Here is a 14,851-nt window from a genome sequence, read left to right as displayed (position 1 = left end):
TGGCTTCTTCTTCGTCAGCCACGTAGGCCTGCCGGCTCGAACCCCAAGCAATATCGCGATCCTCGCCGCGGCCAACCTGGTCGAGCAGCTGAAGGAAGGCGGAGTCATTTTCGATATTTCCGTTGGTGAACGCCCGGAACACCCCGACGTTCTTGTAAGTAGAGGTGAGTACATCAACGTAGGCGCTGGCCACCGCCTGGGTGCCCGCATTACCTTCTACCGCGGTGAAATATACGCTGTAGGTCACTTTCTTATCCTTCCGGCCCGTGAGGACCCTTGAAAAAATAGGCGTATCCACGCCGGGATATCCCTTCAAATAATCTCACATCTTGCGAGCTGATGTGCATGCCCAGCTCAGGTCCGCGCGAGCGGGTGGGCGTCGTCGTTCCTATCCGGTGACGAAGGTCCTAGAAAGCTTCCGGGCGCGGGCCGGCTCCCAGTAGGCGCCGGCGCGTTTTAATCACTAGAATGAACAGCGTGAATACCAGCGATAATTCCCCGGTTCTTGTTGTCGATTTTGGTGCGCAGTACGCTCAGCTCATTGCGCGGCGCGTTCGTGAAGCACACGTTTATTCAGAAATTGTTCCGCACACCATGTCGGCTGCGGATATGCTGGCGAAAAAGCCCGCGGCCATTATTCTTTCCGGCGGCCCGGCATCCGTGTACGCGGAAGGTGCGCCCGCAATCGATAAAGACATTTTTGAGGCCGGGGTACCTATCCTCGGTATCTGCTACGGCTTCCAAGCCATGGCCCAGGCCCTCGGCGGGCGCGTGGGGCGCACCGGCACCCGCGAATACGGGCGCACCGAAGCCCGCACCGCTGGTGATTCCTGCCTTTTCGCCGGTCTAGAAGATAAGCAGATCGTGTGGATGAGCCACGGGGATGCCGTGAGCGAAGCCCCGGAAGGCTTCACCGTGACCGCCGCCACCGATGAAACCCCGGTGGCCGCTTTTGAAGATCGCAAGCGCCGGCTCTTCGGCGTGCAATGGCACCCGGAGGTGCTCCACTCCCAACGCGGCCAGGCCGCCCTGGAAAACTTCCTCTACGAAGGCGCGGGAATCAGCCCGAACTGGACTCCGTCCTCCATTATTGATGAGCAGGTGGCTCAGATTCGCGAGCGGGTCGGCTCCGCGCAGGTGATTTGCGCGCTCTCGGGTGGGGTGGATTCCTCGGTTGCCGCGGCGCTTGTGCACAAAGCGATTGGTGACCAGCTCACCTGTTTCTTTATTGACCACGGGCTGCTGCGTGCCGGTGAACGCGAGCAGGTGGAACGCGATTACGCGGAAAGCACCGGCATTCGCATCTTCACCATTGATGAATCCCAGCGCTTCCTCTCCGCGCTGGCCGGCGTGCGCGATCCGGAAACGAAGCGCAAGATTATCGGGCGCGAATTTATCCGCTCCTTCGAAAGCGCGCAGCGCCAGCTGGTAGATAAGCTCGGCGGCGGGGAAGACGTGAAATTCCTCGTCCAGGGCACTCTCTACCCGGACGTGGTGGAATCCGGCGGGGGAGAAGGCGCCTCCAATATTAAGAGCCACCACAATGTGGGCGGCCTTCCCGAAGATATGAATTTCGAGCTCATCGAACCCCTGCGCAGCCTCTTCAAGGATGAGGTGCGTGCCATCGGGCGCGAACTGGGCGTACCGGAGAAAATCGTGGCCCGCCAGCCCTTCCCGGGGCCGGGCCTGGCGATCCGCGTGATCGGTGAAGTCACTGAAGATAACCTGCGTATCCTGCGCGAAGCCGATGCTATTGCCCGCGAAGAACTCACCGCGGCCGGGCTGGATGCCGAGATTTGGCAGTGCCCGGTGGTGCTGCTCGCCGAGGTGCATTCCGTGGGCGTGCAGGGGGACCACCGTACCTACGGGCATCCCATCGTGTTGCGCCCGGTTTCCTCTGAGGATGCGATGACGGCCGATTGGGCGCGGGTTCCCTACGATGTGCTCGCCCATATTTCCAACCGCATTACGAACTCCGTTGCGGAAGTTAATCGCGTGGTTCTGGACGTGACCTCCAAGCCGCCGGCAACAATTGAATGGGAGTAACACTACCGGCTAAAAAGTGATTCCTCACACATGTGAGAGGGGTGGCGACGTGAAGTCGCGTATCGGCGCGCCCGCCGGGGGCGCCGCGGGAATGTGCGCCGCTCATCTCACGTGTCTGGGAATGTTTTTTCACGCAAGCGCGTTAGGATAAATGTAGGCGCGGACAGCGAGTGATATACGCCCGCCGCCCGTGCCGGACAATACAATCGAGAGTCGCTTGTGCCTGACCGATTGATACGGACAACAGGTAAAAGAATCAGGACTTGTTACCTCGGTGCCGTAGCGATTCACGCGAAGGCGTGGATACGGTGCGGACGCAAGCGTGCGGCAATTTCTTACGGAACATCCGTTCCGCTTGTAAGTTGCTTTATGCTTGGATAATAACGGGTACTGACACGACACAAGGAGAGTTAGACGCACATGGAGCGCACTGCTACCGATACCCCAACAGAGGAAGCCTGGGCGGGTTTCACGTCCGGCACCTGGAATGAAGCCATTGACGTTCGTGACTTCATCCAGAAGAACTACACCCCCTACGAAGGGGATGCTTCGTTCCTGGCCGGCCCGACGGAGAAGACCACCCGGCTGTGGGAGTCTCTTGAGGAAAATTACCTCTCCGAGGAGCGCCGCCGTCGCGTGTACGACGTCGACACCGACACCCCGGCCGATATTGACGCTTTCCCCGCCGGCTACATTTCCGAAGACGACGACGTCGTCGTCGGCCTGCAGACGGATGTTCCGCTCAAGCGCGCGATGATGCCCAATGGCGGCTGGCGCATGGTGGAAACCGCCATCAAGGAAGCGGGCAAGGAAGTCAATCCGGAGATCAAGAAGATCTTCACCCGCTACCGCAAGACCCACAATGATGCGGTCTTCGATATTTACACCCCGCGTATTCGCGCGGCCCGTTCCTCGCACATTATTACCGGTCTTCCGGATGCCTACGGCCGTGGCCGCATTATTGGCGACTACCGCCGCGTGGCCCTCTACGGTGTGGATAAGCTCATCGAAGAGAAGCAGGCCATGAAGGATTCCGTGGCCGATCAGCCCTTCTCCGAGCACTGGGCTCGCTTCCGTGAGGAACACGCCGAGCAGATCAAGGCTCTGAAGAAGCTCAAGACCCTCGGTGAAATCTACGGCTTCGATATTTCCGGCCCGGCGAAGAATTCGCGCGAAGCCGTGCAGTGGCTGTACTTCGGCTACCTCGCTTCCGTGAAGAGCCAGGACGGCGCGGCCATGTCCATCGGCCGCCTCTCCGCCTTCCTCGATATTTACTTCGAGCGCGATCTGGCCGCCGGAACCATCACGGAAACCGACGCGCAGGAAATGATTGACAACCTCGTCATGAAGCTGCGTATCGTCCGCTTCCTGCGCACCATCGATTACGACCAGATCTTCTCCGGTGATCCCTACTGGGCCACCTGGTCGGATGCCGGCTTCGGTGATGACGGGCGTACCCTCGTCACCAAGACCTCCTTCCGCCTGCTCCAGACCCTGCGTAACCTGGGTCCGGCTCCGGAACCGAATATCACCATTTTCTGGGATCCGGCACTTCCGGAAGGTTACAAGGAATTCTGCGCGGCTATTTCCATCGAAACCTCGTCCATCCAGTACGAATCTGACGAACAGATTCGTAACCAGTGGGGCGACGACGCCGCCATCGCGTGCTGCGTTTCCCCGATGCGGGTGGGCAAGCAGATGCAGTTCTTCGGTGCTCGCGTGAACGCCGCTAAGGCCCTGCTCTACGCCATCAACGGCGGCCGCGATGAAATGACCGGCAAGCAGGTGACCGAACCGGGTCTGTTCACCCCGCTCGAAGGTGATGGCCCGCTCGACTTCGATGAAGTCTGGCAGAAGTACGAAGAGATGCTCGACTGGGTGGTTGGCACCTACGTTGAAGCTCTCAACATCATCCACTACTGCCACGACCGCTACGCATACGAAGCGGTAGAGATGGCTCTCCATGATTCGGAGATCATCCGTACCATGGGTTGCGGTATCGCCGGCCTGTCCATCGTGGCGGACTCGCTTTCCGCGATCAAGTACGCGAAGGTCTACCCGGTTCGCGACGAAACCGGCCTCGTTGTCGATTACAAGACGGAAGGCACCTTCCCGATCTACGGTAACGACGATGACCGCGCTGATGACATCGCGGCAACCGTGGTCCACACCATCATGTCGAAGATCAAGGCGATCCCGATGTACCGCGATGCCATCCCGACCCAGTCGGTGCTGACCATTACCTCCAACGTGGTGTACGGCAAGGCCACGGGTTCCTTCCCGTCCGGCCACAAGGCTGGCACTCCGTTCTCCCCGGGCGCGAACCCGGAGAACGGTATGGATACCCACGGTATGGTGGCATCCATGATGTCTGTTGGTAAGCTGGATTACAAGGATGCCCTCGATGGTATTTCCTTGACGAATACCATTACGCCGGCTGGCCTCGGCCGCAATAAGGAAGAGCAGGTCAAGAACCTGGTCGGAATTATGGATGCCGGCTTCATGGCTGAAGAAGACTAAAACTCTAAGATTCAACCCCCAACAAAGAAAAGAAGGTAAAAAATGGCTAAGACCTACGAAGAGCGTCTCGAGTCGATGAAGGCTGCTCGCGAAGATAACGGTGGGGTGCAGGGTCTGTACCACGCCAATATCAACGTGCTGGATCGCTCCACCCTCGAGGACGCGATTGATCACCCCGAGAAGTACCCGAACCTGACCGTTCGCGTTTCCGGCTACGCCGTGAACTTCGTGAAGCTGACCCGCGAACAGCAGCTCGACGTTCTGTCGCGTACCTTCCATCACTCGGCATAACCATTGTCTGCTGAGTTGCGACTAGCACCGGTCGGCCTTCAAGATTTCGAAGCGCCGACCGGTCGGTTGCAGGGGGCCGGTCTGGGAGGCATCGATGTCCTCGACGACATCGAACGCAAAGAACGGCTTCGCAAGATGCGCGAGGGAACCCTCGGTTCCGTCCACTCGTGGGAACTTGTGACCGCGGTGGACGGGCCCGGGACCCGAATGACAGTCTTCATGGCAGGGTGCCCCCTGCGGTGCCTGTACTGTCATAACCCTGACACCTTCATCATGAAGGACGGTCAGCCGGTGGATTCCGATGAATTGCTGCGGCGCTGGAAGCGCTACCGTCGCATGTTCAAGGCGACGGGTGGCGGAATCACGATCTCAGGTGGCGAATGCTTAATGCAGCCCGCCTTCCTCAAGACCGTGCTTCGCGGCGCCAAGGAAATGGGAATCCATACGTGTATCGATACCTCCGGATATCTCGGCCGTAACGTCGACGACGAAATGATGAATTACATCGACATGGTGTTGCTCGACGTGAAATCGGGATCCGAGGAAGTATATAAGCGCACGACCGGCCGCGAACTGCAACCGACCATTGATTTTGGTGATCGATTGGCTGCCGCGGGCAAGGAAATCTGGGTACGTTTCGTACTCGTGCCCGGGCTGACAGACGATCCGGAGAACGTGGAGAACGTTGCGAAGATCGTTGCACGGTGGAAGAACGCGGTGAGCCGCGTTGAGGTTCTGCCGTTCCACCAGATGGGGCGAGACAAGTGGCATTCACTTGGCTATGACTACCAACTGGAAGACGTCGTACCGCCGTCACCACAAGCCGTGGAAGAAGCGCGGGAGCACTTCCGGCGCTTGGGGCTGAACACCCCGGCTTTCTAAACGCTACGGATGACGCCAAGGGCCGCGTCCCGAAAGGGATGCGGCCCTTTTGTGTGCGTGCTTGCGTGGTGCACTGATGGAACGGTGTTGCGTCGTCGTACCAGAAACGTGAAGTACGACGACGCCGCTGCGGCCACCGCGAGCGGCCGCAGCTTCACCGGGCCGCGCGCCGGCGTGGCGGTACTACATGGTATTGACCACGAGCCCGATATGGGTATAGAAGTTCATGGCACCGAAGAGCATGAAGATGACCCCGCTGATGACCAGGCACCAGTAGGCGGCGCTGACCACGCCGCCGCGCACCTGCCCGCGGGCGTCCGGGCGCACCGCGGCGAAGAAGAGAATCGCACCCACACCGGCCAGGCCAAAGACCGCGGAGAGGGCAATCGACTCCAACCAGGGGTAGGCCGCGAAGGACCCGGAAATCGGCTCCTGGGGAGGGGCGGCGAAGAACTGGTAGACCATCCCGGCGCACATAATCGCCAGCAGCGCCAAGCCCATTGCCAGCGCGAAAATGGAGACCGGGCGGGCGATCCGCGCGAAAGTGTTGAATGGGGTGGCGGAGGCGAGGATGCGATCCCCGCGCTTCCACAGGATGAAACTCGCCGCCAGCAGGAGCACGCCGAAGCCGAGGCAGGTTTCCCCGAAGATAATATTGTCGAAGGGGAAGCCGCCGGCGGCCAGCGGCCAGGTGAGGGACATGTGCAGGCCGGTTAGCGTCTGGATCAGGCCGGTCACGAAGAAGCCCAGGGTGTAGCCGTCCAGGATCACGGCCTTATCGGCATCGGTGCCCGCGGCATCCGCGCCCGCGGCATGCGCGGCGGCGGCATGCGCGGCGGCGGTAGCACCCGGAGCGTCAGCTGTGCTCGCGGCAGCGCCAGCTCCCACCGCTCCCGCTGAAACCGCGCTGCGCAAGTGCACCAGCAGCCGGCCAACCAGAATCAGGCCCACTCCGGCCGCGATGGCCATAATGGTGTTGTAGGTGGGCATCGACGCCCAATCAATCATGCCCGGGGCGCTTTCCCCGGTGAAGAAATCTCCCACGTTCACCACTCCTTTCTCTTTCTAGGACTAATGTCCCCATGATAGCCGGGTTCGCCCGGCACAGTGGGCCGCAACACAGTAGGCTAGACTCATGACTCACTACCGCGTGCATAACCCCAATACCGGCGAGGTGGAAGAACGCTTCCCCTCCCTGCCCGCCGCCGCGATCCCGGGCATGATCAGTGCTTCCTGGGATGCCTTCACCAGCTGGCGGGATACCCCGATGGCCACCCGCGCCGCTGTTCTGCACCGCTTCGGGGAGCTCGTCACGGAGCGCCGCGCTGAGCTTGCCGATATTATCGGGCGGGAAATGGGCAAACCGCTGCGCGATGGCGCCGCCGAGCTCGCCACCGTCAGCCAGCACGCCCACTGGTTCGCGGATAACGCGCCGCGCTACCTGGAACCCACCGCGCTGGATGCTGGGGATGGCATCCCCACCTACGTGCTCCATCAGCCGCTGGGCGTTTTGCTGGGGATCATGCCCTGGAACTTTCCCTATTCCCAGATCGCCCGCTTCGCGCTGCCCCAACTCATGGTCGGCAATACGATTCTCATGAAACAAGCGGAGATTTGCCCGCGTTCCTCGGCCGCATTCGAGGCGTTGCTGCGCGAAGCTGGTTTGCCCGATGGCGTGTACCAGAATATCTACCTGGATATTGCGGATACGGAGAAAGTCCTGGCGGACCCGCGCGTCAAAGGAGTATCGCTGACCGGTTCGGAGCGGGCGGGATCCTCGGTTGCGCAGCTGGCCGGGAAGTACACGAAACGTTCCCTCCTGGAGCTGGGCGGCAATGATGCCATGGTGGTGCTGGACGCCGCTGATATCACGGCGGTGGCCCGCGCGGCGGTGCGCACCCGCGTGTTCAACGCCGGGCAGGTCTGCACCTCGAATAAGCGCATTATCGTGCTGGATAGCGTTTTTGAAGAATTCCTCGCGGCGGCCCGCGCGGAGATCGCGAGCATCGTGGTGGGTCCCTATGATGACCCGGCCACGGATATGGGGCCGCTGTCCTCAATTGCGGCCAGGGACGAGGTGGTGCGGCGGGTGGCGAGCGCCGTCGCCGCTGGAGCACACCGCCATTACGGAGGTCACAAAATTGACCGGCCGGGCGCCTATATGACCCCGGCCTTGCTCACCGATATTCCCGCGGACCACGATATCGCTCGCAACGAATTATTCGGGCCGGTGGTGGCGCTCTACCGGGTGGCGGATGAGGAGGAAGCCCTCGAGCTGGCCAATAGCACCGCCTACGGTTTGCAGTCCTCGGTGTGGAGCCAGGATCTGGAGAAGGCGCAGCGGTTCGCGGCGCGGCTCGCGGCCGGGATGACCATTATCAATAAGCACCGCGAATCGGCGCCCACCTGGCCTTTTGGTGGGATTAATCGTTCCGGTTACGGTCGCGAGGAGGGCGCCTGGGGTTTGCGCGCCTTCACGAACGAGCATGCGGTGCGCGTCCATCCGGCGCGATAGGTACGACGGCGCAGCTTCGTTGGTACGACGGCGCAGCTTAGCTGGCGCGGGGCCGGCCGGGCAGGCAGGTCCTGCATGCCATCGGCCGGTGCCCGGAGTGAGAGCAACGCGAAGCTCGGGGGCGTTTTTTGTGTCGGGGTGGTGTCGTACCCTAGAAGGGCTATGGAGGAATCGTACAAAGCAACAATCGCGCGGCTGCGGGAACGCGTGGCGGCCGCCCAGCAAGCCGGGGCTACCGTGGGGCGGCGCCCGGGTGTGCCCACACCGGCTCAGGCCGCTGAAAGTGCGCCTACTGGTCAGGGCAGGCCGGCGGCCGCGGCCGGGCCGGAGGTTTCGGGCGCGCCGGAAGTCTCGGGCGCGGCGGCGCGTATTCTCACCGGCCTCAATAGCGCCCAGCGGGAGGCTGTGGTTCACAGCGGCGGCCCGCTGCTCGTGGTCGCCGGGGCCGGCTCGGGTAAAACCCGGGTGCTCACCTCGCGTATCGCCTACCTCATCGCCACCGGGCAGGCCCACCCCGCCAATATCCTCGCCATCACCTTCACCAATAAGGCGGCGCGGGAAATGCGCGAACGCCTGGAAGGGATGCTCGGCGGCCTGGCCCGCGGCATGTGGATCTCCACCTTCCATTCCGCCTGCGTGCGGATTCTGCGGGCCGAACACCGCACGCTCGGGATGCGTTCCACCTTCACCATTTACGATGCCGCGGATTCCCAGCGCCTCATGACCATGGTGTGCCGGGAAGAAAACATCGATATCCGGGCCTACCCTCCCAAAATGCTCAGCCGCCAGGTCTCCAATCTCAAAGATGAACTGGTCACCCCGGCCGCGCAGGCCGCGGCCGCCACTGATCGGGATGGCCAGGTGCTAGCCCAGGCCTATGCCGCCTACCAGGATCGCCTCGAGCGCGCCAATGCGCTGGATTTCGATGATCTTATTATGCGTACCGTGGAGGTCCTCACCTCCCACCCGGATATAGCTGAGCGCTACCGCACCCGCTTCCGTCACATTCTGGTGGACGAATATCAGGATACCAACCACGCCCAGTACGTGCTGGTACGCACCCTGGCCGGGCAGGGCCCGGAGCGTTCCGCGCTCACCGTGGTGGGTGATGCCGATCAGTCCATTTACGCCTTCCGCGGGGCCACGATCCGCAATATTGAGGATTTTGAGAAGGACTTCGCGGATGCCACCAGCGTGGTTCTGGAGCAAAACTATCGCTCCACCCAAAATATTCTTTCTGCCGCCAATGCCGTGATTTCCCATAATGAAGGGCGCCGGCCGAAAAAGCTGTGGACGGATTCGGGGAGCGGGGAAAAGATCACTGGCTACGTGGCCGATTCGGAAAGCGACGAAGCACATTTCGTTGTCACGGAAATTGACCGGCTCCGGGATAGTAGCGGGGTGCGCTACGGGGATGTGGCGGTGTTTTACCGCACCAATTCCCAGGCGCGGGCCCTGGAAGAAATGTTCGTGCGCTCGGGGATTCCCTACCGGGTCATCGGCGGTACCCGCTTCTATGAGCGCAAAGAAATTAAGGATGCCCTCGCGTACCTGCACGCGGTAGCCAACCCGGATGATACCGTCTCGCTGCGTCGCATCATTAATGAACCCAAACGCGGGGTGGGGGATACCGCGCAGGGCCACCTGGCCACCCATGCTCAACGCTGGAATATTTCCTTCGGTGCCGCGGTGGCCGATGTGGCTAGCCCCAACCCGGAGCGCGGCGAAGTTGCGGGGCTGACGGCCCGGGCCCGCAGCGCCGTCGCCGATCTGGCTCGCATCCTCGAAACGGCGCGTCAGGATGCCGCCGCGGGCGGCAAACCCGCGGATATCCTCGATTACCTCATGGATGAATCCGGGTACCTGGCCGTGCTGCAAGAATCCAAAGACCCGCAGGATCTCAGCCGGGTCGAAAACCTGGCCGAATTACACGCGGTCGCGGTGGAGTTCTCCGCCCAGAATCCGGATGCCGGATTGGGGGAGTGGCTGGATCAGATTTCGCTGGTCTCAGATACTGACCGGCTTCCCGAAGGGAGCGAATCCGAAGGGGAAACCACCCTTATGACGGTTCACACCGCCAAAGGTCTGGAGTTTCCGGTTGTTTTCGTCACCGGCCTGGAAGACGGCACCTTCCCGCATATGCGTTCTCTGGATGACCGGAGCGAACTCGCCGAAGAACGCCGCCTCGCTTACGTGGCTTTTACTCGCGCGCGTGAACGTCTCTATATTTCGCGAGCGGCAGCACGCTCGTCGTGGGGGGCACCCCAGGAGTTTCCACCTTCGCGTTTCATTGAAGAAATCCCGCCCGAACTTATTGACTGGCGCCGGGAACAATCCTCCCAGGATCTGGTGCGCGGTGGTGGCATTGGGTCCGGTATTGGTTCCGGTTACGGGTGGGGGCGCCGGGAACGGCGCGCGCCTTCTTTCTTTGACGACGACGCCGGGCCCATCATCGGCTCAGGTAAATTCAAACCCGGGAAACTCGGGGTGCCCGCCACCGCAGGCTCGGCATCTCGAGCGGATTCCGCCGGTAGTGCGCATCCTGCGGCCCGCGGTTCGGGTGGTTCCGCGGTTGGCGGTTCGAGCGGCACCTCAGGCACAGCAGGCGCAGCTAGCGCGGCGGGCGGGGCCGATACCGCGGCGGATACCAAGGGCTTCGCGGTGGGTGACACCGTGGAGCACCGCTCCTTCGGGCGGGGGACCATCCTCGGCTTCGAAGGCCGAGGAAAGTCCACCACCGCGAAGGTCGCTTTCGGCTCGGTCACGAAACGCTTGATGCTGCGCTTCGCTCCGCTGACGAAAGTGGAGAAGTAGCCGCGCTTATCCGGCAGTACGGTTATCCGGCAGTACGTGCAGCGCCGGCCACGCACGTAGCGCCGGCGCCTTCCGTCGCGCCGTTAGCCACGGCAGTGCCCGCGGCAGCGGCCGGCACGCTCAGAGTGCGCCGGTGGCTGCGTGCCGCAGCGCGCCCGCTCAGCTTGTACCAGGCCAGCGCGCTCAGGAACACTACCCCGTCGGTGAAAGCCATCATCGCCGAGGTCGCCAAATCCAGATACAGGGCCAGCACGAACCCGAGGAGCGCCTCGGCCACCGCAATCAGGAGAGTGAGAACCAGGAGGTGGCGCAGCGAGCGGGCGAAAAGAATCGCCGTGGCCGCCGGAACCACCATGAGGGCAATAACCAGGATCGCCCCCGCGGCATTGAAAGCCGCCACCACGGTCAGGGACACCAGCATCATGAGCCCCAACTCCACCGCCCGCACCGGGAAACCGATAGTTGCAGCGAAATCACCGTCGAAGGTATCGGTTTTGAGAACCCGGAAAAACACCGCGATGAAAATCGCGTTGAGCGCGCATACCGCGAGCAGCTGCCACATGGTGCGCGGGCCAATATCGTAACCGCCGATGATGATATGTTCCGGGCTCAAAGCCATGAGATTGAGATCCCCGGTAAGCACGGTGTCCTGGCAAATATGGACATGGGAAAGCGTGGTTGAGAGCAGCAAAATACCCAGGGCGAAAAGCACCGGGAAAATCACGCCCTGGCTGGCATCCCCGGTGAGCAACCGGGTGCGATCCAGCTGCTGGGCACCCAGCACCACCACCAAACCCATGAGTGCCGCGCACACCACCATGATCGGGGAATGCGTGGAACCAGAAAGAATCGTGCCCACCACAATCCCGGGGAGCACCGCGTGCGACATCGCATCCACCAGCATCGACTGCCCGCGCAACACCAGGAATACCCCCGGAAGCGCGCAGGTCACCGCGGTCACCACCGCGAGCAACATAACTGCCACAATGAAACTCATTGCCCGCTCCTCTCCGAATTAGCCAGCGCCCGGGTGGCAAGATCACCGCGCAAGCGGCGCTGGCGCAGGGCCACCACCACAATCGAGCGGCGCGGCGCGGCCAGCAGCGAGAACGCGAAAATAACAAAGAGGTGGAGCACCACGATCGGGCCGGTAGGAACCTTGCCCAGGCAGACGGATAGATACGCGCCCGCCGCGCCCGCAACCCCACCGAAAATCCCGGCCAGCACCATCATGGAGGACATACGGTGCGTCCACTGGCGCGCGGCCGCGGCCGGCATAATCGCAAAAGCGACCATGAGAATAAGCCCCACGCCCTTGATTCCAATAACGATGGCGATGGTGACGAGCACCAGCATGAGCGGGGTGAGCACACGCGGGCTGAAGCCCTGCAATTGTGCCGTGACCGGATCGAAGGTCGCCAATTTGATTTCTTTGAAGAAAGCGAGAATCACCGCGACGGTGAGCAGCCCGAATACCGCGATGGTCACCAGGTCTCCGGCGCGCACATTCGCCGCGTTGCCGAACATGTAGCTGTCGATCCCGCCGCGATTGGGCAGGTGAGAATGGGTGAGAAGGCGCAGGCACACCATCCCGCCCCCGTAGAACAGCGAGAGGCAGATAGCCATGGCGGCATCCGCTTTCACTTTCGAATGCGCCACGATGATATTGGTGAGAACGACGGCGCACATCGCCGCCGCGCTTGCCCCGAGCACGAGGACCACCATCGAGCGCCCATCCATGCCCAGCAGGGTGGCCACCGTGAAGGCGGCAACCACACCGAGGATGGAGCTGTGCCCGATAACGTCGGATACCAGAGACTGGCGGCGCAGGTAGAGCAGGCAGCCAGCGATCCCGGAAAACACCCCGATGAGGGTGGTGCCGATGAGCATGGTGCGGAAAATATAGGTTCCCCACAATTCCAGCGGGGAAATAAAATCAATCATTGCGCCGCGCCCTCACTTGCGTTCGAGGGCGATGGAAAGGCCGTATGCCCGCGCGATATTATCCGCGGTGAAAGCCTCCTCCACGCTTCCGCTCGCCACCAGTTTGCCGCCGGAGAGCAGCACCACGCTATCGCAGAAATCGGGGACCGTCTGCAAATCGTGATGCACGATCATCACGGTTTTCCCCTCATCAACCAGCTCGCGCAGCAGCGTCATAATCGCCTGCTGGGAAGTGATATCGATACCCGCGAAAGGTTCGTCCATGAGGTAGAGCTCGGCGTGCTGGGCCAGGGCGCGCGCCACGAAGGTGCGCTGCTGCTGGCCACCGGACAGCTCGTTGATGTGGCGGTGGGCAAGATTGGAAATTCCCAGGCGTTCCATGGCCGCGGCGGCGGCTTCGCGCTGGCGCGCGCCCGGGCGGCGCAGCCAGCCCAGCTGGGCGTACGTACCCATGAGCACGACGTCGCCCACCGTGGTCGGGAAATCCCAATCCACGGTGGCGGTTTGCGGCACGTAAGCAATACGCGAACGCACCCGGGGGAGCGGTTCGCCGAAGAAGGTGACTTCCCCGGCGAGGGCCGGAACGAGGCGCAGGGCCGCCTTCATGACGGTGGATTTCCCCGCGCCGTTCGGGCCGAGAAGCGCCACCACCTGGCCTGGATTGACGCGGAGCGAAACATCGCTCACCGCGATCGTATCCTGGTAGGCGACGCTCAGGTGGTCAATCTGACAGGCCAGCGTGGTAGCGGATCCCATAGATATCACCTATTTCTGCGAAAGCGCGCTGACGATGGAATCAACGTTGTAGCTGAAAGCGCCCAGGTAGGTATTCGTGGGAGCTTCGGAGCTGAGGGTATCGGCGAAGAGCTCGTTATCGGAGACCTCAACATGCCAGCCCTTTTCGCGCACCGCGTCCTGGAGGTGCTTGATAACTTCTGGGTTCTTGAGGTTGTCCTGGAAGATCACCGGAACCTTGCGCTCGGCAATGAGGGTGGCGAGCTCGTTGAGCTCCACCGCGGACATTTCCGATTCGGAGGAAACGAAATCGGTGGCGTGAATTTCAATACCGAAAGAAGCACCCAGGTAGTTGAAGGCGTCATGCCCGGTGATGAGCACGCGGTTTTCCTTCGGGATCTTATCGAACTTGGCCTTGGCTTCATCGGCGGCCTTGGCGATCTTCTTGTTGTATTCTTCCGCGTTGGCCTTGTAGAGGTCCGCGTTCGCGGCGTCGATCTCACCGAGCTTGGCGGCGGTGGCGGTCACCACGTACTGCCAGTTCTCCGGGGAGTTCCACACGTGCGGGTCGTGGCCTTCGATCTTGCCATCTTCTTCCCAGGGGAGGAGCTTATCTTCCGGGATGGCTTCCGCGGCCGCGATCTGGCGGTCGCCAAGCTTCTCGAGCTGGCCCATCATCTTGTGTTCCATATCGTGGGAGGTCCACACCACAAGATCGGCCTTTTCGATGGCCTGGGTATCCTGGGTGGTCAGTTCCTGGGTGTGAGGATCACCGCCGGGCTTGACCAAGGTGGTTACGTTAGCCTCGGGAGCGACGTTGCGAATAACATCTTCGAGGTAACCGGTAGTTGCCACCACCGACAGGCCCGCGGCCTTTGAGGAGTCGGTGGCCGGCGATTCGGATGCGCCCTTGTTTTCGGTGGCGCAGCCGGTCAGGGATGTGAGTGCCAAAGCCCCGGCCGCGGCAATCGCGGCCAACTTAACAGAATGTTTCATGGTGTCCTTCTTCAATCACGAAAGCATGTAAGGTATGGGTTTCTTTACTCGGGACCTGAATATGTTAACCGATGCACGCATAAAGCACTAGGGCGAATCTGCGAAACG

The 14,851-nt window shown here is 61.7% G+C and carries 9 protein-coding genes and 2 pseudogenes; 5 read left to right on the top strand and 6 right to left on the bottom strand.

Annotated elements, in window-relative coordinates:
- Positions 1 to 247: pseudogene (locus QP305_RS01765) on the bottom strand (phosphate acetyltransferase); the annotation flags it as partial.
- Positions 248 to 468: 221 nt separating this feature from the next.
- Between QP305_RS01765 and guaA the strand changes: the two are divergent.
- The 3 genes and pseudogenes from guaA to pflA all read left to right on the top strand — a co-directional run bounded on the left by guaA (position 469) and on the right by pflA (position 5,739).
- The gene (guaA, locus tag QP305_RS01760) at positions 469 to 2,046 is read left to right on the top strand and encodes a glutamine-hydrolyzing GMP synthase (protein WP_016443034.1); all 1,578 of its coding nucleotides are present in this window, start codon (positions 469 to 471) and stop codon (positions 2,044 to 2,046) included.
- Between the two features lie 420 nt (positions 2,047 to 2,466).
- Positions 2,467 to 4,857 (top strand): annotated as a pseudogene (pflB, locus tag QP305_RS01755) (formate C-acetyltransferase).
- 3 nt (positions 4,858 to 4,860) lie between these two features.
- Positions 4,861 to 5,739 carry a pyruvate formate-lyase-activating protein gene (pflA, locus tag QP305_RS01745; protein WP_087070580.1) on the top strand — a complete coding sequence of 293 codons (879 nt, stop codon included), beginning with the start codon at positions 4,861 to 4,863 and terminating at the stop codon, positions 5,737 to 5,739.
- A 183-nt stretch (positions 5,740 to 5,922) separates the two neighbouring features.
- On the opposite strand, the gene QP305_RS01740 is transcribed toward pflA, so the two are convergent.
- A complete protein-coding gene (locus QP305_RS01740; protein ID WP_284903557.1) occupies positions 5,923 to 6,789 on the bottom strand; it encodes a DUF981 family protein in 867 nt (288 codons plus the stop codon).
- An 85-nt stretch (positions 6,790 to 6,874) separates the two neighbouring features.
- Here QP305_RS01740 and QP305_RS01735 point away from each other — a divergent pair, with 85 nt between their 5' ends.
- Both QP305_RS01735 and QP305_RS01730 read left to right on the top strand, forming a co-directional pair.
- Positions 6,875 to 8,254: an aldehyde dehydrogenase family protein gene (locus QP305_RS01735; protein ID WP_284903556.1), complete on the top strand. Its 1,380-nt coding sequence runs from the start codon at positions 6,875 to 6,877 to the stop codon at positions 8,252 to 8,254.
- A gap of 162 nt (positions 8,255 to 8,416) precedes the next feature.
- Entirely contained in the window at positions 8,417 to 11,068 is a 2,652-nt protein-coding gene (locus tag QP305_RS01730; protein ID WP_284903555.1) for a UvrD-helicase domain-containing protein, read from the top strand.
- 22 nt (positions 11,069 to 11,090) lie between these two features.
- Here QP305_RS01730 and QP305_RS01725 read toward each other — a convergent pair whose 3' ends face one another.
- The 4 genes from QP305_RS01725 to QP305_RS01710 are packed head-to-tail and all read right to left on the bottom strand — an operon-like array spanning position 11,091 to position 14,743.
- Positions 11,091 to 12,065 carry a metal ABC transporter permease gene (locus tag QP305_RS01725; RefSeq protein ID WP_284903554.1) on the bottom strand — a complete coding sequence of 325 codons (975 nt, stop codon included), beginning with the start codon at positions 12,063 to 12,065 and terminating at the stop codon, positions 11,091 to 11,093.
- Positions 12,062 to 13,012: a metal ABC transporter permease gene (locus QP305_RS01720; RefSeq protein ID WP_284903553.1), complete on the bottom strand. Its 951-nt coding sequence runs from the start codon at positions 13,010 to 13,012 to the stop codon at positions 12,062 to 12,064. Before QP305_RS01720 ends, QP305_RS01725 begins: the two co-directional genes overlap by 4 nt.
- A 12-nt stretch (positions 13,013 to 13,024) precedes the next feature.
- Positions 13,025 to 13,768: a metal ABC transporter ATP-binding protein gene (locus QP305_RS01715; protein ID WP_284903551.1), complete on the bottom strand. Its 744-nt coding sequence runs from the start codon at positions 13,766 to 13,768 to the stop codon at positions 13,025 to 13,027.
- 9 nt (positions 13,769 to 13,777) lie between these two features.
- A complete protein-coding gene (locus QP305_RS01710) occupies positions 13,778 to 14,743 on the bottom strand; it encodes a metal ABC transporter substrate-binding protein (protein WP_087070585.1) in 966 nt (321 codons plus the stop codon).
- Between the last annotated feature and the right edge of the window lie 108 nt (positions 14,744 to 14,851).

The sequence above is a fragment of the Actinotignum timonense genome, assembly GCF_030216305.1.
GTDB lineage: Bacteria > Actinomycetota > Actinomycetes > Actinomycetales > Actinomycetaceae > Actinotignum > Actinotignum timonense_A.
This window is presented reverse-complemented; position numbering and strand designations above follow the sequence as displayed.